The sequence below is a fragment of the Cedecea neteri NBRC 105707 = ATCC 33855 genome (assembly GCF_001571265.1).
In the GTDB taxonomy this organism is placed as follows: domain Bacteria; phylum Pseudomonadota; class Gammaproteobacteria; order Enterobacterales; family Enterobacteriaceae; genus Cedecea; species Cedecea neteri.
On record NZ_BCTL01000067.1, the window covers coordinates 1 to 22,451 of the forward strand.

General features: G+C 51.6%; 20 protein-coding genes. 6 read left to right on the forward strand and 14 right to left on the reverse strand.

Annotation, left to right across the window (positions count from 1 at the left end; translation table 11 throughout):
- Positions 1–39 precede the first annotated feature (39 nt).
- Both CNE01S_RS21925 and CNE01S_RS21930 read right to left on the reverse strand, forming a co-directional pair.
- Entirely contained in the window at positions 40–432 is a 393-nt protein-coding gene (locus tag CNE01S_RS21925; protein ID WP_061278537.1) for a hypothetical protein, read from the reverse strand.
- 179 nt (positions 433–611) lie between these two features.
- Positions 612–791, reverse strand: coding sequence for a YciY family protein (locus CNE01S_RS21930; RefSeq protein ID WP_061278539.1), 180 nt, complete (start codon positions 789–791; stop codon positions 612–614).
- A 146-nt stretch (positions 792–937) separates the two neighbouring features.
- Here CNE01S_RS21930 and cls point away from each other — a divergent pair, with 146 nt between their 5' ends.
- Both cls and CNE01S_RS21940 read left to right on the forward strand, forming a co-directional pair.
- Positions 938–2,398, forward strand: coding sequence for a cardiolipin synthase (cls, locus tag CNE01S_RS21935; protein ID WP_061278541.1), 1,461 nt, complete (start codon positions 938–940; stop codon positions 2,396–2,398).
- A 37-nt stretch (positions 2,399–2,435) separates the two neighbouring features.
- Positions 2,436–2,765: an HI1450 family dsDNA-mimic protein gene (locus CNE01S_RS21940; protein ID WP_008454257.1), complete on the forward strand. Its 330-nt coding sequence runs from the start codon at positions 2,436–2,438 to the stop codon at positions 2,763–2,765.
- Positions 2,766–2,795: 30 nt separating this feature from the next.
- On the opposite strand, the gene CNE01S_RS21945 is transcribed toward CNE01S_RS21940, so the two are convergent.
- From CNE01S_RS21945 to CNE01S_RS21975, 7 genes are all read right to left on the reverse strand, one after another.
- Positions 2,796–3,641: an ion transporter gene (locus CNE01S_RS21945; RefSeq protein ID WP_061278543.1), complete on the reverse strand. Its 846-nt coding sequence runs from the start codon at positions 3,639–3,641 to the stop codon at positions 2,796–2,798.
- A gap of 51 nt (positions 3,642–3,692) precedes the next feature.
- Positions 3,693–4,697, reverse strand: coding sequence for a murein tripeptide/oligopeptide ABC transporter ATP binding protein OppF (oppF, locus tag CNE01S_RS21950; protein ID WP_039294149.1), 1,005 nt, complete (start codon positions 4,695–4,697; stop codon positions 3,693–3,695).
- Positions 4,694–5,707 (reverse strand): ABC transporter ATP-binding protein, encoded by a 1,014-nt coding sequence (locus CNE01S_RS21955; protein WP_039303721.1) that lies wholly within the window; start codon positions 5,705–5,707, stop codon positions 4,694–4,696. The genes oppF and CNE01S_RS21955 overlap by 4 nt, the downstream gene beginning before the upstream one ends.
- Before the next feature lie 11 nt (positions 5,708–5,718).
- Positions 5,719–6,627, reverse strand: coding sequence for an oligopeptide ABC transporter permease OppC (gene oppC, locus CNE01S_RS21960; protein ID WP_061278563.1), 909 nt, complete (start codon positions 6,625–6,627; stop codon positions 5,719–5,721).
- Between the two features lie 12 nt (positions 6,628–6,639).
- Positions 6,640–7,560, reverse strand: coding sequence for an oligopeptide ABC transporter permease OppB (oppB, locus tag CNE01S_RS21965; protein WP_061278545.1), 921 nt, complete (start codon positions 7,558–7,560; stop codon positions 6,640–6,642).
- Between the two features lie 108 nt (positions 7,561–7,668).
- Positions 7,669–9,300, reverse strand: a complete 1,632-nt coding sequence (gene oppA, locus CNE01S_RS21970; protein ID WP_008454249.1) for an oligopeptide ABC transporter substrate-binding protein OppA — start codon at positions 9,298–9,300, stop codon at positions 7,669–7,671.
- An 802-nt stretch (positions 9,301–10,102) separates the two neighbouring features.
- Entirely contained in the window at positions 10,103–10,750 is a 648-nt protein-coding gene (locus tag CNE01S_RS21975; RefSeq protein ID WP_061278547.1) for a YchE family NAAT transporter, read from the reverse strand.
- 476 nt (positions 10,751–11,226) lie between these two features.
- Here CNE01S_RS21975 and adhE point away from each other — a divergent pair, with 476 nt between their 5' ends.
- Positions 11,227–13,899: a bifunctional acetaldehyde-CoA/alcohol dehydrogenase gene (gene adhE / locus CNE01S_RS21980; RefSeq protein WP_061278549.1), complete on the forward strand. Its 2,673-nt coding sequence runs from the start codon at positions 11,227–11,229 to the stop codon at positions 13,897–13,899.
- A gap of 120 nt (positions 13,900–14,019) precedes the next feature.
- On the opposite strand, the gene tdk is transcribed toward adhE, so the two are convergent.
- Entirely contained in the window at positions 14,020–14,625 is a 606-nt protein-coding gene (gene tdk / locus CNE01S_RS21985) for a thymidine kinase (protein WP_039294155.1), read from the reverse strand.
- Positions 14,626–15,181: 556 nt separating this feature from the next.
- Here tdk and hns point away from each other — a divergent pair.
- Complete coding sequence (gene hns / locus CNE01S_RS21990) at positions 15,182–15,589, forward strand: histone-like nucleoid-structuring protein H-NS (RefSeq protein ID WP_008454242.1); 408 nt, start codon at positions 15,182–15,184, stop codon at positions 15,587–15,589.
- A 750-nt stretch (positions 15,590–16,339) separates the two neighbouring features.
- Here hns and CNE01S_RS21995 read toward each other — a convergent pair.
- From CNE01S_RS21995 to rssA, 4 genes are all read right to left on the reverse strand, one after another.
- Positions 16,340–17,680 (reverse strand): UDP-glucose dehydrogenase family protein, encoded by a 1,341-nt coding sequence (locus CNE01S_RS21995; protein WP_061278551.1) that lies wholly within the window; start codon positions 17,678–17,680, stop codon positions 16,340–16,342.
- Positions 17,681–17,704: 24 nt separating this feature from the next.
- Positions 17,705–18,613, reverse strand: a complete 909-nt coding sequence (gene galU, locus CNE01S_RS22000) for a UTP--glucose-1-phosphate uridylyltransferase GalU (protein WP_061278553.1) — start codon at positions 18,611–18,613, stop codon at positions 17,705–17,707.
- Positions 18,614–18,815: 202 nt separating this feature from the next.
- Positions 18,816–19,829, reverse strand: a complete 1,014-nt coding sequence (gene rssB / locus CNE01S_RS22005; protein ID WP_061278555.1) for a two-component system response regulator RssB — start codon at positions 19,827–19,829, stop codon at positions 18,816–18,818.
- An 81-nt stretch (positions 19,830–19,910) separates the two neighbouring features.
- Positions 19,911–20,819, reverse strand: coding sequence for a patatin-like phospholipase RssA (gene rssA, locus CNE01S_RS22010; protein WP_061278557.1), 909 nt, complete (start codon positions 20,817–20,819; stop codon positions 19,911–19,913).
- A 114-nt stretch (positions 20,820–20,933) separates the two neighbouring features.
- Here rssA and CNE01S_RS22015 point away from each other — a divergent pair, with 114 nt between their 5' ends.
- Both CNE01S_RS22015 and purU read left to right on the forward strand, forming a co-directional pair.
- Positions 20,934–21,389: a YchJ family protein gene (locus CNE01S_RS22015; protein ID WP_061278559.1), complete on the forward strand. Its 456-nt coding sequence runs from the start codon at positions 20,934–20,936 to the stop codon at positions 21,387–21,389.
- Positions 21,390–21,452: 63 nt separating this feature from the next.
- Positions 21,453–22,295: a formyltetrahydrofolate deformylase gene (purU, locus tag CNE01S_RS22020; RefSeq protein ID WP_061278561.1), complete on the forward strand. Its 843-nt coding sequence runs from the start codon at positions 21,453–21,455 to the stop codon at positions 22,293–22,295.
- Positions 22,296–22,451 lie beyond the last annotated feature (156 nt).

The following is a 22,451-nucleotide window of genomic DNA, read 5'->3' on the forward strand; positions in this document are numbered from 1 at the left end:
ACCAATTAAAGCTTTCCTCTTATTTGAAGCCGACTCCGATCAGTGCAGAAATGATTCCCCCCCCACATATCGACCATCACGCGTAGCAATGACATAGCCTGAAATAGCAGGCAGCATTGAGATTGACGCGGTGAGTTTTTTCTCCAGCTCTTCATCTTCGGACTTGACCAGGGCCTCAACACAATCGTTATCCAGCAAAATAGTATTTTGCCATAGCGCATTCTCTAAAATTTTTAGCTGCTGCTTGATAAATAAAGCCGCGATATTATGAACAAAACCCTCATTCTCTTCATTTAATGTGACTTTCAGCTGATTATAACTTACGCAGGCAATGATAGTGCTAAAAACGACCAATACAGAGATAATAATAACAAACAGGAAGTTTATTTTCCTGGCGTAAGAAAAATCCTTTTTTATTAAATCACTAATCACTGATTTTGGCACCATGGCGACAAATGAAAATTCGCGAGGATTATGGCGTTAATTTTTACATGGATGATGATCACGATCATTTTAAAAACAAATTTCCGCTATTCGGAAATATAATTTCAGGGTAAAGGGAAGCTTTATTTCCCGAAAATTTTATGGGCACCGCATGCGGTGCCCGAACATTATGCCCAGCGATCGTGGATGGCAAACAGCAAAGCGTTGCGCTGCTGGTTGACCAGGCATTTACGAATGGCATGAATGCGCATATTGCGCCGTGACTGGCTTTCCAGCCAACGCGCCCTGCGCTTTTGCGTTTGACGCTGCATACGCCAACGCCCAACTTCCGTTCTGCTACGTCTCATGTCTACGACTCAATTTTCCAAAAAAGACGCGTCATTATAGAACCTTCTGCCGGGCAAACCATCCGTTTTGCGTATACTTTTAGTATTAAGCAATGAAAGTTCTGCGTACACTCTCAACTCTTCGGTTTCAAAAGGATTTTTAAGGCATGACAACCTTCTATACCGTGGTGAGCTGGCTGGTCATTCTCGGCTACTGGCTGCTTATCGCCGGCGTTACGCTGCGTATATTGATGAAACGCCGCGCCGTCCCTTCGGCAATGGCGTGGCTGTTGATCATCTATATTCTGCCGCTGGTCGGGATTATTGCCTATCTCTCCGTAGGAGAACTGCACCTCGGCAAACGCCGGGCAGAACGCGCCCGCGCCATGTGGCCTTCTACCGCTAAGTGGCTCAAGGACCTGAAGAACTGCAAGCATATCTTTGCCTCAGAAACCAGCGAGGTCGCCAGTTCACTGTTCCAGCTTTGCGAGCGCCGCCAGGGCATTGCCGGCGTGAAGGGGAATCAACTTCAGCTGTTAACCAGTTCAGATGACACCATGCAGGCGCTGATCCGCGATATCCAACTGGCGCGCCATAACATTGAGATGGTGTTCTATATCTGGCAACCCGGCGGCATGGCCGATCAGGTGGCAGAATCATTGATGGCTGCAGCACGGCGCGGTATTCATTGCCGCTTGATGCTCGACTCCGCGGGCAGCGTCGCCTTCTTCCGCAGCCCGTGGGCCAATATGATGCGTAACGCGGGTGTTGAGGTGGTCGAAGCGCTGAAAGTTAACCTGATGCGTGTTTTCCTGCGTCGTATGGACCTGCGCCAGCACCGCAAGATGGTGATGATCGATAACTATATTGCCTATACCGGCAGCATGAACATGGTCGATCCTCGTTTCTTCAAGCAGGATGCCAACGTCGGTCAGTGGGTCGATTTGATGGCGCGTATGGAAGGCCCGGTCGCCACAGCAATGGGCATCGTTTACTCCTGCGACTGGGAGATAGAGACCGGGAAACGGATTCTCCCTCCGCCGCCGGATGAAAACATTATGCCGTTTGAAGAAGCCAGCGGCCACACAATCCACACTATCGCTTCAGGGCCTGGTTTCCCGGAAGATTTGATTCATCAGGCGCTGCTGACCTCCGTTTATGCCGCGCGTGAATACCTGATCATGACGACTCCATACTTCGTGCCGAGCGATGACCTTCTGCATGCGATTTGCACCGCAGCGCAGCGAGGGGTGGACGTCAGCATTATCGTTCCGCGTAAAAACGATTCTCTGCTGGTCGGTTGGGCAAGCCGCGCCTTCTTTACCGAGCTGCTTGCCGCAGGCGTGAAGATTTATCAGTTTGAAGGCGGCCTGCTGCACACCAAGAGCGTGCTGGTCGACGGCCAGCTAAGCCTGGTCGGCACGGTTAACCTGGACATGCGCAGCCTGTGGCTGAATTTCGAAATTACGCTGGTCATTGATGATGAAGGTTTTGCCGGTGATTTGGCGGCAGTGCAGGACGACTATATCTCCCGCTCACGGCTGCTGGACGCACATTTGTGGCTAAAACGCCCGCTCTGGCAGCGAATGGCCGAGCGACTGTTTTACTTCTTTAGCCCGTTGCTGTAAAACGTGGCGCATCAGCACTCGATAAGTGGATGTAGAGATGGAAATGGATCTGAATAACCGCCTGACCGAAGACGAGACTTTAGAACAGGCGTACGATATTTTTCTCGAGCTGGCGGGTGATAACCTCGATCCTGCCGACATTATTCTGTTCAATCTGCAGTTCGAGGAACGCGGCGGTGCGGAGCTGTTTGACCCGGCCGAAGACTGGCAGGAGCACGTCGATTTCGACCTGAACCCTGACTTCTTCGCCGAAGTAGTCATCGGGCTGGCGGATACCGACGGCGGCGAGCTGAACGATATCTTTGCTCGCGTCCTGCTGTGCCGTGAGAAAGACCATAAGCTTTGCCACATCCTGTGGCGTGAGTAATCATCCCTGCGCGGCCGTCAGGCCGCGCTGTTACTTCTCATTGGGCGGAAGATGCTCCCCGCAAGTTTTGCAGTAATGTGCATTGCTGGCATGATCCTGCTGATGACAGCGCGTACACTCCCTCACCGACCGCCTTCTTTGCAGATCCTGCGACATCTGCGCCGTTAAAATCCCTGTCGGGATGGCTATCACCGAATAACCAATCAGAATCAGCAGCGAAGCAACGAAGCGGCCCAGCGCGGTGTGCGGCACAATGTCGCCATAGCCGACCGTTGTCACCGTTACAACGGCCCAGTAGACCGCGACGCCCAGGCTGGTGAAACCGTTGGCCTTCCCTTCTATGCCGTACATCAGCGCACCCGCTGCAACCATCACAATGGCAATAAACGAGTAGAACAGGATCAGCTGATTGCTGGCGTTAATCAGGCTGCGCCACAGGCTTTTTAGCGCGGGCATGTAGCGCAAGAGTTTGAGAATGCGGAGCACGCGGATGGCGCGCATCGCTCGCCAGGCAAAATAGTAGTGAATAGCAAATTCTGGCCACAGCCACAGCACATACAGCGGCAGCATGGTTGCCAGGTCAATAATGCCCCAGAAGCTAAACACGTAGCGGATGGGCTGTGGCCAGGTGAGCACGCGCAGCAGATATTCGCAGGTGAACAGCAGCGTAAAGATGATTTCCAGCCAGATAAACAGCTGCCATTCGCCGTAGGTTAGCCGGGGATCGCTCCCGACGCTTGATTCGGTAAAAACAACCGCAACGCTGAGCAGCGCCAGCAGGCCGCAAAACGCCTCGAAACGACGCCCTGAAAGGGTATTTTGATCAAACAGAAAGCGGTAAAGCAGCACACGAAGTGATGAAATGTTCCCTGCCACGGTAATCCTCGCAAAAAGAAAGGGCCAGCGCGGTGCTGGCCCCAGGCGAGATTATAGCGGGTCAACCTTCAGACAGGAAACCGCATGGCGGAAACTGCCTTCCAGCACCGGCCGCGTTTTTGCGCATTCCGGGCCGGCAATCGGGCAGCGGGTACGGAACACGCAGCCAGATGGCGGGTTGATTGGAGACGGAAGCTCCCCTTCCAGCAGCTGGATAGTTTTATTCTTTTCCAGGTCCGGGTCGGGGATCGGCACCGCCGACATCAGCGCCTTGGTATAAGGATGCAGCGGGTTGTGGTAAACCTCATCGTAGGTACCCAATTCAACCGCATGGCCCAGATACATGACCAGCACGCGATCGGAAATGTGCTTAACGACCGCGAGATCGTGGGCGATGAAGATTAACGACAGCCCCATTTCGCGCTGCAGTTTCTGCAGCAGGTTAACGACCTGCGCCTGAATCGACACGTCCAGCGCGGAGACCGGCTCATCACAGATGATGAGTTTTGGCTCAAGAATCAGCGCACGAGCGATACCGATACGCTGGCACTGGCCGCCGGAGAACTCATGCGGGTAGCGGTTGACAAGGTTGGGCAGCAGGCCGACTTTCATCATCATCGCCTTCACGCGGTCGCGCACTTCCTGCTTCGGCATTTTTGGATGATAGGTCAGCAGCGGCTCGGCGATGATATCGCCGATGTTCATGCGCGGGTTCAGCGAAGCCAGCGGATCCTGGAAGATCATCTGAATATCGCTACGCACGTCACGCCACTCTTCCGGCTTCATGCCCAGCAGATCTTTACCCAGCCAGGCTACGCGGCCATCGGTCGCTTTTACCAGACCAATAATGGCGCGGGCAAAGGTCGATTTACCACAGCCGGACTCGCCCACCACGCCAAGGGTTTCCCCTTCGTACAAACGCAGCGTCACGCCATCAACGGCTTTAAGGGTTTTTGAAGGCTGCCAGAACCATTGCTTACCGTCTTTGATGTCAAAGTGCACTTTCAGGTCAGCGATTTCTAACAGAACTTTTCTCTCTTCTGCAACGGTGCTCATGCTAATTCCTCCACCGGTCTAAAGCAGGCACGCAGGCGGCCATCACCAAACTGCTCCAGTGGCGGAGCACTATTACACGCTTCCATCGCAAACTGGCAGCGAGGCTGGAACGGGCACCCCTGCGGCAAGCGCAGCAGGTTCGGCGGGTTGCCAGGAATGGTCAGCAGAGATTCACCTTCAGCATCCAGACGCGGTACCGCGTTCAGCAGGCCGATGGAGTAAGGATGAACCGGCTTGTAGAACACGTCACGCGCGTTGCCGTATTCCATCGTACGCCCGGCATACATCACCAGCACTTTGTCGCAGATACCGGCCACTACGCCCAGGTCGTGGGTGATCATGATGATCGCCGTGTTGAACTCGCGCTTCAGCTCGTTCAGCAGCGTCATGATCTGCGCCTGAACGGTCACGTCCAGCGCGGTGGTAGGTTCATCAGCAATCAGCAGTTTTGGCCGGCACAGCAGCGCCATCGCAATCATCACGCGCTGGCGCATCCCGCCGGAAAATTCGTGCGGGAACATGCGCATACGCTTACGCGCTTCCGGCATTTTTACCGCATCCAGCATCCGCACAGACTCTTCAAACGCTTCCGCTTTACCGAGTTTTTTGTGCAGCATCAACACTTCCATCAGCTGATCGCCCACACGCATGTACGGGTTCAGCGAGGTCATAGGATCCTGGAAAATCATCGAGATTTGCTCGGCGCGCAGGCGGTTAAGCTGCGACTCCGGTAGGTTCAGGATCTCTTTGCCGTTGAATTTCGCAGATCCACCGATACGGCCATTGGCCGCCAGCAGGCCCATCAGCGCAAAGGCCGTTTGGGATTTGCCCGAGCCGGACTCGCCGACAATGCCGAGGGTTTCACCGGCACGAAGGCTAAAGTTAAGGTCATTTACTGCCGTGACGTCACCGTCGGGCGTGCCAAAGGTCACACGCAGGTCTTTTACGTCCAGCAGGACCTCAGATTTGTTCAGTGGAGCGGCCACCGGAGAGGTTTCAATCGTACTCATGGAGCGACTCCTTAACGATCTTTCGGGTCGAGGGCATCACGCAGGCCATCGCCGATAAAGTTAAAACAGAACAGCGTAATCACCAGGAAACCTGCCGGGAACAGCAGAAGCCACGGTGATACCTCCATGGAGTTCGCACCATCGCTCAGCAATGCGCCCCAGCTGCTCAGAGGCTCCTGCGTGCCGAGGCCCAGGAAGCTCAGGAAAGATTCAAACAGGATCATGCTCGGTACCAGCAGTGAGGCGTAGACCACCACCACGCCCAGCACGTTCGGCACGATGTGACGCAGAACGATGTTAATCGTAGAAACGCCGCCCACGTGTGCCGCTTCGATGAACTCTTTGCGTTTCAGGCTCAGGGTCTGGCCGCGCACAATACGTGCCATATCCAGCCAGGACACCATGCCGATAGCCACAAAGATCAGCAGGATGTTTTGCCCGAAGAAGGTCACCAGCAAAATAACGAAGAACATGAACGGGAAGGAGTTCAGGATCTCCAGCAAACGCATCATCACGGAGTCGATTTTGCCGCCGAGATAACCGGCCAGACAGCCGTAAAGCGTCCCGACAACAACCGCCACCAGCGCAGCTGCCACGCCTACCATCAGGGAGATACGTCCGCCAATGGCGACGCGCACCAGCAGATCGCGGCCTGATGAATCGGTCCCGAAGTAGTGACCTGATACCATGTCAGGGGCCGCAGACATCATGCCCCAGTCGGTATCAAAGTAGGTAAACTGCGACAGAACTGGCGCAAACGCCACGAACAGCGCAATCAGAACCAGCACAAACAGGCTGGTGATCGCCGCGCGGTTATGAATAAAACGGCGACGCGCATCCTGCCACAGGCTACGGCCTTCAACTTCCAGTTTTTCACTGAAGTTTTCCAGCGCCTCGCTGTTTTTCTTAGTCAACATTATGGCCACTCCAGCTTAGTAACGGATTTTCGGGTCGATAACGGCATACAGCACGTCAACCACCGCGTTGAACAGAATCGTCAGCGCACCGACCAGAATGGTCAGGCTGAGAACCAGTGAGTAGTCACGGTTCAGCGCCCCGTTAACAAACAGCTGCCCGATGCCCGGCAAGCCATAAATTGTTTCAATAACCATAGAGCCCGTGATGATCCCCACAAACGCGGGTCCGAGGTATGACAGGACCGGCAGCAGCGCAGGTTTCAGGGCATGGCGCAGCACAATACGACGCATCGGCAGGCCTTTAGCGCGCGCGGTACGGATAAAGTTAGAGTGCAGGACTTCAATCATCGAGCCGCGGGTAATACGCGCGATGCTCGCGATGTACGCCAAAGACAGGGCGATCATCGGCAGTATCATGTACTTCGGCGCCCCCCCATTCCAGCCGCCACCGGGCAGCCATTTAAGGGTGATAGCGAATATCAGTACCAGCAATGGCGCCACCACAAAGCTGGGGATAACCACCCCCGTCATGGCAAAGCCCATTACCGTGTAATCCCATTTGGTGTTTTGATTCAGGGCCGCAATCACGCCCGCCGTCACACCCAGCACAATGGCAAAGATGAAAGCAGCCGCGCCTAATTTTGCGGATACCGGGAAGCTGGACGCCACCAGGTCATTTACCGAATAGTCTTTGTATTTAAATGACGGTCCAAAATCCCCGTGCGCCAGCTGTTTTAAGTAGCTGAAGTACTGAGTCGTGATCGGATCGTTAAGGTGATATTTCGCTTCGATGTTGGCCATAACTTCTGGCGGTAACGTACGTTCACCGGTAAAAGGACTCCCCGGTGCGAGACGCATCATAAAGAAGGAAATAGTAATAAGAATAAAGAGTGTCGGAATTGCTTCCAGACAACGACGTAGAATAAATTTCAACATTGCCCGTACCTTCTGGCCTGTGCCTTTGCAGTGCGATGTAAATAAGACACGATGGGGCAGAGTTTATCCACCGGCCGAAACCGGTGGCTCCTGCCCCACGAATTGCCATTAATGTTTGATAATGTACAAGTCTCTTACGTAGACATTATCCATCGGGTCTTTACCGGTGTAACCACCTACCCACGGCTTAACCAAACGGGCGTTAACGTAGTAGTAAACCGGGACGATGGCTGAGTCTTTATCCAACTGCTGCTCAGCTTTCTCGTACAGCGCGGTGCGCTGGGCTTCGTCGGTCACTTTCAGCGTGTCGGCAATGATCTTATCGAACGCCGGGCTCTTATAGTGCGCGGTGTTGTTAGAGCTGTCGGACAGCATGGTGTTCAGGAAGGAAGTCGGTTCGTTATAGTCCGCACACCAGCCTGCACGCGCCACGTCGAAGGTACCCTGGTGACGGGTATCCAGGAAGGTTTTCCACTCCTGGTTCTCCAGCTTGACGTTCACCCCAAGGTTTTTCTGCCAGATAGACGCCACGGCGATAGCCAGCTTCTTGTGCAGATCGGAGGTGTTGTACAGCAGGTTGAAGGTCAGCGGCTTGTCTTTGGTGTAACCCGCTTCGGCCAACAGTTTTTTAGCTTCTTCGTTACGTTTATCCTGAGACCAGGTGAACCACTCTGGCGGCGTCAGTTTCGCGCCATCGGTGTACGGTGGAGTGTAACCATAAGCCGGCAGGTCGCCCTGGTTTTTCACTTTGTTCACGATGATGTCGCGATCCAGACCCAGTTTCAGAGCAGCACGTACGCGAGGATCGGTAAACGGCGCTTTCTGGTTGTTGATCTCGTAGTAATAAGTACACAGGTACGGATCGGCGTGAACTTCAGTTGGGATTTCTTTTTTCAGTTTCTGGAACAGCTCAATCGGCAGATTGTTATACGTCATGTCGATTTCACCGCTGCGATAGCGGTTTACGTCTGTTACTTCAGAAGAGATTGGCAGGTAGGTCACCTGGTTAATCACGGTTTTCGCGTTATTCCAGTAGTTGGTGTTACGCACCAGAACGATACGCTCGTTCACCACCCAATCTTTTAATTTGTATGCACCGTTGGTCACGATGTTGGCAGGCTGAGTCCACTTGTCGCCAAATTTCTCAACGGTGGCTTTCGGCACTGGAGAAACGGATGGGTGAACCAGCAGTTTGTAGAAGTAAGGCACCGGCTCGCTCAGCGTGACTTCCAGAGTGTGGTCATCGATGGCTTTCACGCCCAGATCGCTGGTCGGCTTCTTACCGGCGATGATGTCGTCGATATTGGTCAGGTGGCCGTACTGCAGGTAGCTTGAATAAGGAGAAGCGGTTTTCGGGTCAGCCAGGCGCTGCCAGCTGTACACGAAGTCCTGAGCGGTGACAGGTTCGCCGTTGGACCATTTAGCGTCTTTACGCAGGTGGAAGGTCCAGACTTTAAAATCTTTGTTGTCCCAAGACTCTGCGACGCCCGGAGATGGGTGGCCCTGCAGGTCGCTCACCAGCAGCCCTTCGAACAGATCGCGGCTGATATTAGACTCTGGCACACCTTCGATTTTGTGCGGATCAAGAGATTGAGGTTCTGAGCCGTTATTACGAACCAGATCTTGTTTCTCTGCCAATTGCACACCCGCCGGAACATCTGCCGCCATCGCGACATTGCCAGCAATCAGCGCAGTTAAAATGCCCGCTGCAATCAGGCTTTTTTTAGTGATATTTGTCATTGTGTTGGTACTCCACTCATTATAATTACCGACCCGAAAGTCGGCCTCTTCCCCTCAGGGGTCCCTTACAGCGCAGGAGCGTTAAACGTCCGTACGGGATACTGCTTTCCTTACTACTTCGCTATCACCGACTTTATTTTCGGGCCGCTCGATTTGGCAGCCTCATTACGTCGATTCTTTCTGCCGCCGATTGCGTGGTCGACGGCCATTGTTTGCTGTTTCGCAGGTCATGATTACGCTGCGAAATCATTCTCATCTAGAAAAGAAACATTTTTCAGCGAATTGTTTTGCCCGGAAAGTATCAAAAGCTTCAGATACCCGCCAATACAATTTGCAAATTTGTTAACCATTTCTCTTTTATGGAGAGATTGTGGGGAGTGCAATGCGCGAAGGATGTTTATAAAAACCCAATCATAATCTTTATAATCATGGGATTAGTATATTATCACTGCATTAGAAGAGAGGTCGGTTTATCGCCTGCTTCATCACTCACAAAAAATTAACAATTGATTATTTTTTAGCACATTCCTCTGCGGGAAGGCATGAATTACTAATATCATCTCAATAAACCCGCAGCAAGCCTGATTGCATAACGGCAGCTAAATATCATTTCGATTGCCACTTTTCTGTACAGACTGTTACAACGTCAACGGCTAATGCACGGTTTTCCAAAGTATTTTCTTATGAAAGATTCGCATTTGCTTTTGCAAGCAAGTGGAAAGCGGGCGGTAAAATTTTCGTCTACTGAAACAAAAAAAGCAGAATAGAGATTCTGCTTTTTCATTTGAAGGCGGCAGCGGAATTAACTTGCCAGACCTGGGAAGATGGCCCTGACGCCGGTGACAATAAACTCGATGCCGAGCGCCATTAGGAGCAGGCCCATAATACGGGTAATCACGTTGATCCCCGTTTGCCCCAGCATGCGTACCAGCCACGGCGCAATACGGAATAGCAGCCAACAACAAAATGCAAACAGCGCAATGGCGAGAGAGAAGCCCAGAAGGTGGCCCCAGTTATGGTAGCGACTGCCCCAAACGATGGTCGAGCTGATGGCCCCCGGCCCCGCCATCAATGGCAAAGCCAGCGGTACAACGCCGACGCTTTCTCGAATCGCGCTCTCAGATTTTTCTTGCTTATTCTGCTTATCCTCACCCAGCTTGCCGCTTATCATCGACATCGCAATGGTGACGACCAAAATGCCGCCGGCAATACGGAATGAGTCTATAGAGATACCAAAGACTTGCAGAATGCCATCACCCAAAAAGAGTGAAGTCCAGAGAATAATTGCAACGGACAGATTAGCCGTAAGGTTGGTTTTATTTCTTGCCGCCGCACTCTGGTAGCTGGTCATACTAATAAATACAGGAATGATCCCTACCGGGTTGACCAGAGCAAACATCCCGATAAAGAACTTAATATAGGTTGGCAGGTCGAAAAAGGATTGAGCCACGCAAAACTCCGCAAATGAACAAAGCAAAAGCAGGCGTAATGTAATGGAAAAACATCCCCGCCGCTACGCTATTTCCCCGCGTAATCGACGTCTGCAGCAAGTAATTTTAGCATAATGGTGAACTGTTACTCGAATGTTGAATTTGTGGTACTTTGTTTCGACGTTGCTGTGACTAAATTTTTAAAGATTTATCAATCACCTGGATAGTGCCTGCTGAATGGTGTCAGCATGAAATAGTTGTGATTTGGATCACGAAAAACCTACTCAGAAGTGGGTACTCTTGGACACATCTGAAAAGCAGGTTTTTCCACTAAGACAGCTTATTCAGATGAGGCTCTTTTAGTAAATCAGCGCATGAATCCAGGTATTTTGCACGGTGCCGTTTCGTCTTAAACACGCATTCTGTGGCTGCTGACTATACTGTCGACTCGCGCAGCTTATTTACTAAAAGAGTTTAACATTATCAGGAGAGCATTATGGCTGTAACTAATGTCGCGGAACTGAACGCCCTCGTTGAGCGCGTAAAGAAAGCCCAGCGTGAATATGCCAACTTTACTCAAGAGCAAGTCGATAAGATTTTCCGTGCTGCCGCCCTGGCCGCTGCCGACGCTCGAATCCCCCTGGCTAAATTAGCCGTCGCTGAATCCGGTATGGGTATCGTCGAAGATAAAGTGATTAAAAACCACTTCGCTTCCGAATATATCTATAACGCTTATAAAGATGAGAAAACCTGTGGTGTGCTGTCTGAAGATCATACCTTCGGGACCATCACTATCGCTGAACCTATCGGCATCATCTGCGGTATCGTACCAACCACTAACCCTACGTCTACCGCTATCTTCAAATCTTTAATCAGCCTGAAAACCCGTAACGCCATCATCTTCTCCCCGCACCCACGTGCAAAAGATGCAACCAACAAAGCGGCTGATATCGTGCTTCAAGCTGCCATCGCGGCCGGTGCACCAAAAGATCTGATCGGTTGGATCGACCAGCCGTCTGTAGAACTGTCTAACGCCCTGATGCATCACCCGGATATCAATATGATCCTGGCGACCGGTGGCCCAGGCATGGTTAAAGCAGCTTACAGCTCCGGTAAACCTGCTATCGGTGTTGGCGCCGGTAACACCCCGGTTGTAGTTGACGAAACCGCAGACATCAAACGTGCTGTGGCTTCTATTCTGATGTCCAAAACCTTCGATAACGGCGTTATCTGTGCTTCCGAGCAGTCCGTCATCGTTGTTGACTCTGCTTATAACGCAGTGCGTGAACGTTTCGCTACCCACGGCGGCTACCTGCTGCAGGGTAAAGAGCTGAAAGCCGTTCAGGACATCATCCTGAAGAATGGCGCGCTGAACGCCGCTATCGTCGGTCAGCCGGCCACCAAAATTGCTGAACTGGCAGGCTTCACCGTACCAGCAGATACCAAAATCCTCATCGGCGAAGTGTCCGTTGTGGACGAGACTGAACCATTCGCTCACGAAAAACTTTCTCCGACGCTGGCCATGTACCGTGCCAAGAACTTCGAAGACGCCGTGATTAAAGCGGAAAAACTGGTTGAGATGGGCGGCATTGGCCATACCTCTTGCCTTTATACTGACCAGGACAACCAGCCTGAGCGCGTTAAGTTCTTCGGCGATAAAATGAAGACCGCACGTATCCTGATTAACACTCCGGCTTCTCAGGGCGGTATCGGTGACCTGTATAACTTCAAACTGGCGCCATCTCTGACGCTGGGTTGTGGTTCATGGGGCGGTAACTCCATCTCCGAAAACGTGGGTCCTAAGCACCTGATCAACAAGAAAACCGTTGCTAAGCGAGCTGAGAACATGCTGTGGCATAAACTTCCGAAATCTATCTACTTCCGCCGTGGCTCCCTGCCAATTGCGCTGGATGAAGTGATTACTGATGGCCACAAACGTGCGCTGATTGTGACCGACCGTTTCCTGTTCAACAACGGCTATGCGGACCAGATCACCTCCGTACTGAAAGCGTCTGGCGTGGAAACCGAAGTCTTCTTCGAAGTTGAAGCTGACCCTACCCTGACCGTGGTTCGCAAAGGCGCTGAACTGGCGAACTCCTTCAAACCAGACGTGATCATCGCGCTGGGCGGCGGTTCCCCAATGGACGCAGCCAAAATCATGTGGGTGATGTACGAGCACCCAGAAACCCACTTCGAAGAACTGGCGCTGCGCTTTATGGATATCCGTAAACGTATCTACAAGTTCCCGAAAATGGGCGTAAAAGCGAAGATGATTGCGGTCACCACCACGTCCGGTACCGGTTCTGAAGTCACACCGTTTGCAGTTGTTACCGACGATGCGACCGGCCAGAAATACCCGCTGGCTGACTACGCGCTGACCCCAGATATGGCAATTGTTGATGCCAACCTGGTGATGGATATGCCTAAGTCGCTCTGTGCCTTCGGCGGTCTGGATGCGGTAACTCACGCGCTGGAAGCTTACGTTTCCGTCCTGGCAAGCGAATTCTCTGACGGCCAGGCTCTGCAAGCGCTGAAACTGCTGAAAGAAAACCTGCCAGCTTCTTATAATGAAGGCTCTAAAAATCCGGTTGCCCGCGAGCGCGTTCACAACGCAGCGACCATCGCCGGTATCGCGTTTGCAAACGCCTTCCTGGGCGTGTGTCACTCCATGGCACACAAACTGGGTTCTCAGTTCCACATTCCTCACGGTCTGGCGAACGCCCTGCTTATCTCCAACGTTATCCGCTATAACGCGAATGACAACCCAACCAAGCAGACTGCTTTCAGCCAGTACGATCGCCCACAGGCGCGTCGCCGCTACGCTGAAATCGCAGACCATCTGGGTCTGACCGCAGCGGGCGACCGCACCGCGGCTAAGATCGAGAAACTGCTGACATGGCTGGATTCTATCAAGGCTGAACTGGGCATTCCTAAGTCCATCCGTGAAGCTGGCGTACAGGAAGCAGACTTCCTGGCACACGTCGACAAACTGTCTGAAGATGCGTTTGATGACCAGTGTACCGGGGCTAACCCACGCTATCCGCTGATTTCTGAACTGAAACAGATTCTGCTGGATACCTACTACGGCCGTGAGTTCGTAGAAGGTGCCGCGGCTAAAGAAGCCGCTCCTGCAGCAAAAGCTGATAAAAAAGCGAAGAAAACCGCTTAACCATTAGCGCTTAAAACACAAAACCCGCCTCATTTTGGCGGGTTTTTTTATGCCTGAACGCATTGTACAGGCCGCTGCGGCACGTTTAATACCGGGGCAAGGCACTATGCCCCGTTTAAATTAACTGCCCTGCATCTCTTGCAGAGAGCCTTTAATTAACGCTTCTTTATAATGCTTACGGCAAACCGAGACGTAACGTTCATTGCCGCCGATCACCACCTGCTCGCCTTCATTATATGGACGCCCGTCCTGATCGAGACGAAGCACCATGCTTGCTTTACGCCCGCAAAAACAAATCGTTTTCAGCTCAACCAGCTTATCTGACAACGCCAGAAGATACTGGCTGCCGCTGAATAACTCACCGCGGAAATCCGTACGCAGGCCATAGCATAAAACGGGGATATCAAGCTCATCGACAACGTCAGATAAAGCATAAACCTGTTCTTTAGATAAGAACTGACTTTCATCCACCAGCACGCAGTGTACGGGCGCAGATTGCTGTTCTGCACGAATGTCGGCATACAGGTCCGTTGTCGAGTTATAAAGCCTTGCAGGAGAAGATAGGCCAATACGCGAGCTGACTTTCCCCACACCAAAACGATTATCTATCTCTGCTGTATACACCAACGTGCGCATCCCTCGTTCCTGGTAATTCCAGGAGGACTGAAGCAGCGCGGTTGATTTTCCCGCATTCATTGCTGAGTAGTAAAAATAGAGTTGAGCCATTGCACCTGTAGCCTGAATCAAAAGTGTAAATTATGTTTCGGCGGATTGTACCACACTGTACGACGTCGGTGGATTGCCGATTACCTTGCTAAACATCCGGGTTAATTGCATCAGATATATTAATAAATCCCGCTTATACAGCGGGTAATAGATGTATCCGTGAAGATATGGAACCGCCACGGCAGAAGCCTTCCCGCACGTTTATCGCCTGCCGATGAAATTATTCAGCAGCTCAATTATTATAAATTGTAAACGGCCTGCAGCGCCCATAAACATTAATACGCTCGCATGATATTTGATGATTAATGCGAAATTTCTATCTTTCCCTGCCAACAACAAACCCTTTTGATGCCAGGGTTGTTGTCTAAAATTTGAGTCTTAAAGTGCCATTTCGCGTGGCCTGGAAGCCAGAAATTAAGTTAACGGTATTTAAACCGTCGCATATATATCAGCAAATTTTGAATTCCTTACATTCACGGCTATTGCAGAACTTAATATAACGCTCTATTATTAGCTCAAACGTCACCCCCCCAATAATAAGTTTGAGATTACTACAATGAGCGAAGCACTTAAAATTCTGAACAACATCCGTACTCTTCGTGCCCAGGCAAGAGAATGCACCCTGGAAACTCTGGAAGAGATGCTGGAGAAATTAGAAGTTGTCGTTAACGAACGTCGTGAAGAAGAAAACGCGGCGGCTGCTGAAGTTGAAGAGCGCACTCGTAAACTGCAGCAATACCGTGAAATGCTGATTGCTGACGGCATTGATCCTAACGAACTGCTGAACAGCATTGCTGCTGTTAAATCTGCAGGTAAAGCGAAACGCGCTGCGCGCCCTGCTAAATACCAGTACATCGACGAAAACGGCGAAACTAAAACCTGGACTGGCCAGGGCCGTACCCCAGCAGTTATCAAGAAAGCAATGGATGAGCAAGGTAAGAAACTGGAAGACTTCCTGCTGTAATCCTCACAGTGCTGCTTATTAAGATCCCGCTCCGGCGGGATTTTTTATTTGTGGCACACTTCATTTTAATGCCCCCTCAGTTCGGAAAAACAATCATATAACAGCTTACGTTTCTTTATTAATGCACCATCGCTAATATCTTTAGATACAATACCTGTCCTTTAGTACAGTTAATTTCGCTCGCTAATCATCAGGTTAAGCCAGAAACTGATTTATCTGACGTTAAGATAATCCTTTTCCTGAGTCGATATACTCCGAAAGCGTTATCAACTAAAAATTAGACATTACTACATAACGTTGAATCATAGCCTGAGGAAATGCTTTCCTGCCCAAACATCTCATTCATGATGATTATTAAGCATGGCTTACGTGGCTTTTATCACCTTCAAGCGGCCCGCTTAGCACCACCCGATTCACCTCGCTTTAGCACGCCTGAGTATATTCCTACCGCTTGAGTCGTGAATATTCCCCCCTTTGCCGATTAATCAGATAGACAGCCTTTATGCTTACACTACGGCCAGGCGGTTAAATAACGAGCATAAGCCTGTCTCCTGACGCGGATTATAAGGGACGTTCGATTGCGGTCAGCAAAACGTGCTCATGACGGGCAGAAATAGCCTGTAGAAAAGCCGTAGTGAGGATTTAAAGGTTTATGGGGAATCCAGGATGGAAATCGTGACCGGCAGCGAGCAGGCTACTCTGGGAGCGCTGTCGTGCCGGCCACGTTAAATAACAAAAGGTGGGCGTTTCTTAGACAATATTAATGGAAGCACCACGACCAATAGCGTAATAAACAAAACCACGCTTATTCAGTCTTTCTGGGTCATAAAGGTTACGGCCATCAAAGATAACCGGCTGCTTCAGAGACTTCTTCATTAGATCGAAATCCGGTGCCTTGAAGCTCTGCCATTCGGTACAAACCACCAGCGCATCAGCGCCCTGTAAGGCCGCTTCTTTGGTCCCCATCAGCCTTAAATCACTGCGGTGACCATAAATACGCTGGGTTTCATCCATGGCTTCCGGATCGTAAGCCTGCACCTGGGCGCCGCGTTCCCACAGCGCCTCGATAAGCACACGGCTGGAAGCTTCACGCATATCGTCTGTGTTTGGCTTGAAAGACAGCCCCCAAAGCGCAAAAGTTTTGCCTTTGAGATCCTGGCCAAAGTGGCGAGTCACGAATTCAGGCAGCTTTTGCTTCTGAGCATAGTTAACCTCTTCGACCGCCTGCAGAATTTTAGGCGTGTAGCCAATCTGCTCTGCGGTGCGAATCAGCGCCTGAACATCTTTCGGGAAACAAGAACCGCCGTAGCCGCAGCCTGGATAGATGAAGCTGTAGCCAATACGAGAGTCAGAGCCGATGCCCATTCGCACTTTCTCGATGTCAGCCCCCAGTCGTTCAGCCAGGTTAGCAATTTCATTCATGAAGCTGATTTTGGTCGCCAGCATGCAGTTAGCCGCGTATTTGGTCAGCTCGGCGCTGCGGATATCCATCAGAATCATGCGGTCGTGATTTCGGTTAAACGGCTCGTACAATTCACGGAGCAGGTCAATTACCTCTTCGTTATCCGTCCCGATGACGATGCGTTCAGGACGCATACAGTCGGCAACCGCGGCACCTTCTTTCAGGAACTCCGGGTTAGAAACCACATCAAAATTGATGTCCAGACCGCGAGATTTCAGCGTTTCTTCCATCACCGCACGCACTTTGTCTGCCGTGCCAACAGGAACCGTCGATTTGTCGATGACAACTTTATGTGAATCCATATACTGCGCAATGGTGCGCGCAACGGCTGTCACATATTTCAGGTCAGCGGAACCGTCTTCATCCGGCGGAGTTCCCACGGCGATATAGTGCATTTCGCCGTGGTTGACGCCCTCTTCAGCATTGGTGCTGAACTGCAGGCGCCCTTCTTCATAATTTTTCTTCACCAACGGCGCAAGGCCTGGCTCAAAAATAGGGATTTCGCCTTTTTTAAGGTTTTCCACTTTCTTGGCATCTACGTCGATACACATGACGTCGTGCCCAACATCGGCAAGCACCGCGGCCTGAACTAAGCCAACGTAGCCAATACCAAATACGGTAACTTTCATCTTACCATCCTGCGTTGAATTAACTTATTTCTTCGCGCCAACGGTGGCTTCAAGCCAGGTTTTAAAGTCCGCACCCAGCGTGTTATGACGAATACCGTACTCAACAAACGCTTGCATATAACCCAGTTTGTTGCCGCAGTCATGGCTCACGCCTTTCATGTGGTAGGCTTCAACGGTCTCTTTTTCCATCAGCATAGCGATAGAGTCGGTGAGCTGAATTTCATCCCCGGCACCTGGAGGGGTTTTCGCCAGCAGCGGCCAGATGTCCGCGCTCAGGACATAACGCCCGACAACGGCCAGGTTTGACGGCGCAACGTCAGCTTTAGGCTTCTCAACAATCCCAACCATCGGCACGCTGTCACCTGCAGAAAGTGCCACACCTTTGCAGTCAACCACGCCATATGCGGTGACATCAGCAACAGGTTCAACCATGATTTGGCTGTTTCCGGTCACGTCAAAGCGGCGGATCATTTCGGCCAGGTTATCCTGAGAAAGATCGGACTCGAACTCGTCCAGAATGACGTCCGGCAGGATCACCGCTACCGGCTCATCACCGACGACAGGATGCGCGCACATCACGGCGTGGCCCAACCCTTTCGCCAGCCCCTGACGCACCTGCATGATGGTGACGTGCGGCGGGCAAATAGACTGAACTTCTTCCAGAAGCTGACGCTTAACGCGTTTCTCAAGCATGGCTTCCAGTTCAAAACTGGTATCGAAGTGGTTCTCGATGGAGTTCTTAGAAGAGTGGGTGACCAGCACAATCTCAGTAATACCGGCAGCGATACATTCATTAACGACATACTGAATCAGCGGTTTATCAACCAGCGGCAGCATCTCTTTTGGAATTGCCTTTGTTGCCGGCAACATACGCGTTCCCAACCCCGCAACCGGGATAACAGCTTTTCTTACTTTAGAATTAATGGCAGCCATTGAAAAAACCTCCAGGACTGTTCAAGTTTCACACTTGTCGTCAATTTAAAAACGCGGTTGAGTATATCAGCTTAAAAACAAAAACCGCCCCCCGTTTACTTCGGCAGCGGCTAATTTAAGACAAATACGATTAGGTTGATCGCGATATTACCACCGCCCGGGTGCCAGGAAAAAAGCTAAATGTAATCAGTTGTTCCGTTGTTTATTCCGCAGACAACATCAGACGTAAACGTCCGCCGGAGCCCCACACCTGGCATTGCCAGGCTTCGCACCGCTGGCTGATTTGATTGAGGTAAGCGTTGCCCAGCGTGCCCAGCGGCACCCCGTTGCTGACCTGGATTTGGTGCTCGCCGGTATTTAAGGTTGCATTAAGCCCGGCAGAGACCAGGATGAGGTTTTTTAATCCGCTGTGATAATAACCAACGATGAGCGGAAATTGCCCATTCAGGTTTGCCTGACGCAATAGCTGATTGACCTGTTTAAGTAAATTACCCAGTTCAGGTAAACGCTGCCCGTGATGCGAAAGTTGTTCCTGTAATAATCCATTGAATAATGCTCTGAGTAACAGCGCCGCTAATACACCGTTATCCCCGGCGCGGGTAACATCGAGGCAATAAAAAGCCAGGTCATTATCTGAAAGTGGCGCAATATCGAGCACCAACCCGGGCTGGTCGACAGAAATTAACTGGCGATAATTTATTCGACAGCGCGACATCACCTGCTGGACCGGCGGCTGTAGTTCTTGCAGCAGCTTCGATGCGGCCTGAGGATCCCTTGCCAACGCATCCCAGTCCTGAAACAGCCGCTCCTCCTCTTCTACCCGGGAATTAAACATTGCGGGGTAGATACAGGACAATACTGTCTCTTTTAATCGATTAAGATCTTTAATGGGTTTTAGCAATACGTCCTGCACCCCAAGCCGTAAAGCCTGGGCGATATCGGACATATTTTCCGTCGCCGAAATCACTAAAATAGGCGTTTGATTACCTTCATTGCGGATATGCTCTACCAGCTCAAGCCCGTTCATTCTTGGCATCGCCAGGTCACAAATCAGCAGATCCGGTGTAAATTGCCCCAGTTTCTCAAGCGCATCCATCCCGTCCCACGCAAGCAGCGTGCCTGCGCCAAGCGAGGTCAAATAGCTGTCCAGCAGAGAGCGGAAAACGGGCTCGTCTTCAACAATGAGGATCTGCTTTCCTTCCAGCGGGTAACTCATGCGCTTTCCTCTGCCTGGCAATATTTCAATAGTGGCACGGTATCGCAACGAGCGCCTGTCAGAAACGCGATAAGTCTTGACCTAACCATGAGTACGCACCAGCGGCAGTAGCTCATCCATTTTTTTCTCAACCGCCAGACTGCCCGCCGCAATGGCCTCCGACGCGCGGTGAAAGTCGAGCGTGGAAATCTGTGGGCAAAAGGGCTGCAGAAGAATATCAGGGGGATCGCCGGCCATACGGTTACGCTTGAGGCGGTTTTCCAGGACCTGAATCGAGGTAGTCATGATCTCCATCGCCGTCGGCGTGACGTTCGCCCGGCGGTGGGTCATTTTCCCCAAACGCTCCCGTAACCGGCTTCGCCAGGAAGCGGACTGCGCCGGAGACTCCTCCCCGGCAGGCGTCATGTTTACCGACAACAGATCTTGCTGCATCAGATGTGCGTCGTGCTGCAAATCCACCGCGATAACGATATCCGCACCCAGCGCACGGGTGAGCGAAATAGGCACCGGATTCACAATAGCGCCGTCCACCAGCCAGTATCCGTTGTGTGCAACGGGCGACAGCAACCCCGGCATGCTGCAAGAGGCGCGAATAGCCTGGTGCAGATCACCGTCGGTAAACCACAATTCTCGCCCGGTACTCAGGTTGGTGGCCACGGCACCAAATCTCATGCCACAGCCCTCGATAGCGGTTTCTGGAATGATTTTACGGATATTGTTAAACACGCGTTCACCGCGAAGCAGCCCACCGCGACGCCAGGAGAGATCCATCAGGCGCAGAACATCCCAGTAGCTGAAAGAGCGCACCCACCGTTCCATCACCGGCAGCCGCTGGCTGGCATAGGCGGCACCGACCAGCGCGCCGACGGAACACCCTGCCACGATATCAATCTGTATCCCTGCTTTTTTTAACGCATTAATCACGCCAATGTGCGCCCATCCTTTGGCCGCACCCGACCCTAATGCCAGGCCGATCTTTACCTGTCTCATCACGCCTCGGTCAATCTTCCCCGGTAATCACTCCGTGACGCCAACGCCACCGCTCAGTTAACATAAGTGCTGCCGTCGTATTATTGGCGTCGTTTATTTTTTCCTGGAGATATTATGTTGCAACTTTGTCCCTGTGGCAGCGGTTTGGAGTATAGCTTATGTTGCGAGCCTTACCTAAGCGCGGCCCAGCATCCGCAACGCCCGTCACAGCTTATGCGCTCTCGTTACACCGCTTTTGTGAAGCAGGATGCGGATTATCTTGTTTCGAGCTGGCATGAGCGCTGCCGCCGCCCGTCGTTAAAATCAGAAATATCCAGCGGCTTCGGCGACACGGAATGGCTCGGCCTGACAATATATGAAGAAGCCGAAGGCAAAGATGCAAACGAAGGATTTGTTAGCTTTGTTGCCCGTTTTCAGGAGAACGGCAAGCAAAGTGCGATAATCGAACGTTCCCGTTTCGTCAGGGAAAGCGGTCAATGGTACTATATCGACGGCCTCCGCCCGCAGTTCGGTCGTAATGACCCCTGCCCTTGCGGTTCAGGAAAAAAATATAAAAAATGCTGCGGATGATAGCCTTCACTGCATAACAGCATTATTGTTTCGCAAACACCGTTCAACAGGATTTATCTCTTCATGCAGGCATTACAACGTAAAATTCTCCGCACAATCTGCCCCGATCAGAAGGGTCTCATCGCGCGAATCACTAACATTTGCTACAAACACGAACTCAATATTGTTCAGAACAACGAATTTGTCGATCATCGTACCGGCCGCTTCTTTATGCGCACCGAGCTCGAAGGCATTTTTAACGACACCACGCTAATGGCCGACCTGGACAGCGCGCTGCCGGAAGGCTCAATTCGTGAACTCACGCCGGCCGGGCGTCGTCGCATTGTTATTCTGGTCACCAAAGAAGCCCACTGTCTGGGCGATTTGCTGATGAAGTCGACCTATGGTGGTCTGGACGTGGAAATCGCGGCCGTTATCGGCAATCACGAAACCCTGCGTACCTTAGTGGAGCGTTTTGATATTCCGTTCCAGTTAGTTAGCCATGAAGGGATGACGCGCGAAGAGCACGACATGCAAATGGCCGATGCCATCGACGCACACAAACCAGACTACGTCGTACTGGCAAAATACATGCGCGTATTGACGCCTGAGTTTGTCGCCCGTTTCCCGAACCAGATAATCAACATCCACCACTCGTTCCTGCCGGCGTTTATCGGCGCACGTCCGTATCATCAGGCGTATGAACGCGGTGTGAAGATTATCGGCGCTACCGCGCATTACGTTAATGATAATCTGGACGAAGGCCCAATTATCATGCAGGACGTCATTCACGTCGATCACACCTACACCGCCGATGACATGATGCGTGCCGGGCGTGACGTAGAGAAGAATGTGCTAAGCCGGGCGCTCTACGAAGTCCTGGCCCAGCGCGTCTTCGTTTACGGTAACCGCACGATTATTCTCTAATCACCCGGAAAATGAATTGGTTAGCTTTGCGGCGCTCAGCGTAAAAAAGCGGCAAACGATTCATTTTCCTAAAGTGAATGCTTTACAGCGGCGCTTCATTTGATATGATGCGCCCCGCTTCCACAGGAAGCAGGCCAGTAACAAGCATTACCCCGT

What these genes read in the sequence shown, in the direction of transcription:
- CNE01S_RS21930 (WP_061278539.1), bottom strand. Translation starts at nt 791, where the DNA reads ATGAGACGTAGCAGAACGGAAGTTGGGCGTTGGCGTATGCAGCGTCAA.
- cls (WP_061278541.1), top strand. Translation starts at nt 938, where the DNA reads ATGACAACCTTCTATACCGTGGTGAGCTGGCTGGTCATTCTCGGCTAC.
- CNE01S_RS21940 (WP_008454257.1), top strand. Translation starts at nt 2,436, where the DNA reads ATGGAAATGGATCTGAATAACCGCCTGACCGAAGACGAGACTTTAGAA.
- oppF (WP_039294149.1), bottom strand. Translation starts at nt 4,697, where the DNA reads ATGAGCACCGTTGCAGAAGAGAGAAAAGTTCTGTTAGAAATCGCTGAC.
- CNE01S_RS21955 (WP_039303721.1), bottom strand. Translation starts at nt 5,707, where the DNA reads ATGAGTACGATTGAAACCTCTCCGGTGGCCGCTCCACTGAACAAATCT.
- oppB (WP_061278545.1), bottom strand. Translation starts at nt 7,560, where the DNA reads ATGTTGAAATTTATTCTACGTCGTTGTCTGGAAGCAATTCCGACACTC.
- oppA (WP_008454249.1), bottom strand. Translation starts at nt 9,300, where the DNA reads ATGACAAATATCACTAAAAAAAGCCTGATTGCAGCGGGCATTTTAACT.
- adhE (WP_061278549.1), top strand. Translation starts at nt 11,227, where the DNA reads ATGGCTGTAACTAATGTCGCGGAACTGAACGCCCTCGTTGAGCGCGTA.
- tdk (WP_039294155.1), bottom strand. Translation starts at nt 14,625, where the DNA reads ATGGCTCAACTCTATTTTTACTACTCAGCAATGAATGCGGGAAAATCA.
- hns (WP_008454242.1), top strand. Translation starts at nt 15,182, where the DNA reads ATGAGCGAAGCACTTAAAATTCTGAACAACATCCGTACTCTTCGTGCC.
- CNE01S_RS21995 (WP_061278551.1), bottom strand. Translation starts at nt 17,680, where the DNA reads ATGAAAGTTACCGTATTTGGTATTGGCTACGTTGGCTTAGTTCAGGCC.
- galU (WP_061278553.1), bottom strand. Translation starts at nt 18,613, where the DNA reads ATGGCTGCCATTAATTCTAAAGTAAGAAAAGCTGTTATCCCGGTTGCG.
- rssB (WP_061278555.1), bottom strand. Translation starts at nt 19,829, where the DNA reads ATGAGTTACCCGCTGGAAGGAAAGCAGATCCTCATTGTTGAAGACGAG.
- rssA (WP_061278557.1), bottom strand. Translation starts at nt 20,819, where the DNA reads ATGAGACAGGTAAAGATCGGCCTGGCATTAGGGTCGGGTGCGGCCAAA.
- CNE01S_RS22015 (WP_061278559.1), top strand. Translation starts at nt 20,934, where the DNA reads ATGTTGCAACTTTGTCCCTGTGGCAGCGGTTTGGAGTATAGCTTATGT.
- purU (WP_061278561.1), top strand. Translation starts at nt 21,453, where the DNA reads ATGCAGGCATTACAACGTAAAATTCTCCGCACAATCTGCCCCGATCAG.